Genomic DNA, 2,986 nt, shown 5'->3' on the forward strand with positions numbered 1-2,986 from the left:
TCGTTGTATAATGTTTTTGTCGTACAGGGTCACTTTCCTTTGTAATGTTTTCAGCAAATTCATTATACATCAGAAAGCCCTGTACGATATTTTTTTATGAAAAAGTTGTAAAGTGGTGTTATGTTATACTCTTTACAGGGACACCAGCAAACAGAAGTATTCCAAATAACAGCAGAAAGGCAATAAATACCATGATCATACAAACTGGCATGCGGACAGATATCCCGGCGTTTTATTCCGAATGGCTTATGAACAGAATAAAGGAAGGCTATGTACTGGTTCGCAATCCATATAATCCGTTACAGGTAACGAAATATAGTCTGTCGCCGGATGTCGTAGACCTTCTTGCATTTTGTACAAAGAATCCGGCACCAATGCTTAAGCATATGGACCGATTAAGGCAATATGGACAATACTGGTTTGTGACAATCACACCATATGGAACGGAGGTCGAACCCAATGTGCCAGATAAAAAAACAGTAATGGAAGATTTTAAGAAGTTGTCAAATATTGTAGGTATTGACAGCATCGGATGGCGCTATGATCCAATACTGATCGACCAGCTGCATACCGTAGAATGGCACATACAGGAATTTGAAAAAATGGCATCGAGTTTGTCCGGCTATACCCACACTTGCGTAATTAGTTTCATTGACATTTACCAAAAAGTAACGCGAAATTTTCCAGAAGCAAAAGCCGTTACAGCCAGCGACAGCATCAGAATCGGAAAAGAATTTATCAAAATTGCAACTAAATATGATATGGTAATTCGGCCATGTGCAGAGGGAAATGAGCTTGCGGCCTACGGAGCAGACTGTTCAGGATGTATGACTGTAGATACATACGAAAAAGCATTGCATACACATCTGGATGTGCCAAAGCAGAAGATGAACCAGAGAAACGGAACATGTGCCTGTCTTCTGGGAGTAGACATTGGAGCATATGATACCTGCGGGCATTTGTGCAGATATTGTTATGCGAATGCAAATAGTGCTCTGGTCCGAGAGAACATGAAAAGACATAACCCGAAATCACCATTTCTTCTTGGTGGAAGCATGCCGGGAGATATCATACACGAGGCGAAACAGACAAGCTGGATTGACGGACAGATGACGCTGGATTTATTTTCGTAAAAAACTGATATCAGGAAACCACCAACTACCAAAAGAAATGAAGAAAGGTACAAAAAATTGTTAACGATATTGTATGGAGCAGATCACGCATGCAATATCGTTATTTTTATGCTATACTAGATGAACTGAGATGGAATTCAAAGAAGCAAGAGAGGAATACTGTATGGAAATAAAATACGCAACAACAGAAGATATTGCGGCAATTGCCGCAGTTGAGGCAGAATGCTTCCCGCCTGCGGAAGCAGCAACAGAAAAGGAATTCATTGAAAGAGTGAAATATTATGGAGATCATTTCTGGCTGATGTATAAAGATGAAAAGCTGATCGCATTTGTGGACGGTTTTGTAACAGATGAGCCGGACCTGACAGATGAAATGTATGAAAAAGCCACTATGCATAACGAAGATGGTGCATGGCAGATGATTTTTGGCGTTAATACATTACCGGATCATCGCAGACATGGATATGCCGGCAAACTGATACGCCGTGCGATCGACGATGCAGAGCAGCAGGGGCGTAAAGGACTTGTCCTGACCTGCAAAGAAAAGCTTATCCCATATTATGCAAAATTTGGCTTTTCCGACGAAGGCGTGACAGATAAATCCACTCATGGAAATGTTGTGTGGCATCAGATGCGGCTGGTGTTTTGATAGATTGGGATTGACCGAGCTGAAAGCGAGGGATGCTTCTTGTCCGTAGGGCAAGAAGATGGAATTGAAATAAATTAAGACAATCGGGATTTGTGAGTCTTGCGGAATCCCGCTTTGCCTTTCTTGTTGAGTGAGCGTAGATGTTCATTGTGGTACTGACATCGGAATGTCCTAACAGCTCCTGTACATCTTTCGGAGCATCCCCATTTGAGAGTAGGTTGCAGGTGTAGGTGTGCCGTAACTGGTGGAAATGAGCTTGATTCAAGAGTTTGTAACAGGTGCAGATTCTTTCGGACAGTTAAGCAGTGGAATCTCAAATAGTATCATTTTCGGTGTTCCCAGATCCTGTGGGAATTATGGACATCTACACCGAGCGTTGGCTAGTCAAAAAAATATAAACTGCGGATCGTTCAGCAAGGCAAGACCTATCCCAATCCGATGTTTCATACCACCTGAAAATCTTCCGACAGGCTCATTTTGACGGCCTTTCAAATCTATAAGCCGAAGAATCTCCTGGATTCTCTGCTCCAGTTCCTTCATATCATGAAAATAAAGTGCTCCATGAAATTCCAGGATTTGCCTCCTTATTGCGTGTTACTGGCATGGCATGATATACTGCCGTTGCAAACCTATTACAAAATGTGCCACATCATAATTAGCAAATCAATGTAAGAACCTGTTACACGGGAAAGGAGCAATATGGAAGCAAAAAACATCCTCAATATAACAACAAGGGCAGAATTTCGGCAATGGCTGATTGAAAATCATCGAAAAGAAACTGAGTGTTGGATGGTAGCTAAGAAAGGAAAAAATCCACCAGAAAATTGTGTATGGTATCTGGACTCAGTAGAGGAAGTTTTATGTTTTGGCTGGATAGATACGACTCATAAAAAGATAGATGGTGTGGATTTGCAAAAATTCACACCCCGTGCAGTCAGAAGTCCGTGGTCTGAATTGAATAAAGAACGTTGTAGACGATTAGAAAAACTGGGGTTAATGACAGATGCAGGTCGTGCAGTGTTACCAGATATGTCAGAGAAAAGTTTTGTAATTGATTTTGAGATTATGTCAGCATTTAATGCAAAGTAACCGCCAAATAATCCTACGGTCAGATATAAAATCACTCCAACTTTTTGAGAGTTGGAGTAATTCACTACAAGTTACTTGTGATCTTTGATAAATTGGAGTTTTTCACTCCAGGGAG

The 2,986-nt window shown here is 41.2% G+C and carries 4 protein-coding genes and 1 pseudogene; 3 read left to right on the plus strand and 2 right to left on the minus strand.

The window, feature by feature from the left end:
• Nucleotides 1-191 precede the first annotated feature (191 nt).
• Both KQI91_RS06050 and KQI91_RS06055 read left to right on the plus strand, forming a co-directional pair.
• Complete coding sequence (locus KQI91_RS06050) at nucleotides 192-1,133, plus strand: DUF1848 domain-containing protein (protein WP_216391959.1); 942 nt, start codon at nucleotides 192-194, stop codon at nucleotides 1,131-1,133.
• A gap of 163 nt (nucleotides 1,134-1,296) precedes the next feature.
• Entirely contained in the window at nucleotides 1,297-1,782 is a 486-nt protein-coding gene (locus KQI91_RS06055; protein WP_216391960.1) for a GNAT family N-acetyltransferase, read from the plus strand.
• A 94-nt stretch (nucleotides 1,783-1,876) separates the two neighbouring features.
• Here the strand turns inward: KQI91_RS06055 and KQI91_RS06060 are convergent.
• Both KQI91_RS06060 and KQI91_RS16470 read right to left on the minus strand, forming a co-directional pair.
• A pseudogene (locus KQI91_RS06060) lies at nucleotides 1,877-2,035 on the minus strand (tyrosine-type recombinase/integrase); the annotation flags it as partial.
• Between the two features lie 131 nt (nucleotides 2,036-2,166).
• Nucleotides 2,167-2,322 (minus strand): ATP-binding cassette domain-containing protein, encoded by a 156-nt coding sequence (locus KQI91_RS16470; protein WP_442860600.1) that lies wholly within the window; start codon nucleotides 2,320-2,322, stop codon nucleotides 2,167-2,169.
• Nucleotides 2,323-2,481: 159 nt separating this feature from the next.
• Between KQI91_RS16470 and KQI91_RS06065 the strand changes: the two genes are divergently transcribed.
• The gene (locus KQI91_RS06065; RefSeq protein ID WP_216391961.1) at nucleotides 2,482-2,871 is read left to right on the plus strand and encodes a YdeI/OmpD-associated family protein; all 390 of its coding nucleotides are present in this window, start codon (nucleotides 2,482-2,484) and stop codon (nucleotides 2,869-2,871) included.
• Nucleotides 2,872-2,986 lie beyond the last annotated feature (115 nt).

It is taken from the genome of Blautia sp. MSJ-19 (assembly GCF_018918125.1).
Taxonomy (GTDB): domain Bacteria; phylum Bacillota; class Clostridia; order Lachnospirales; family Lachnospiraceae; genus Blautia_A.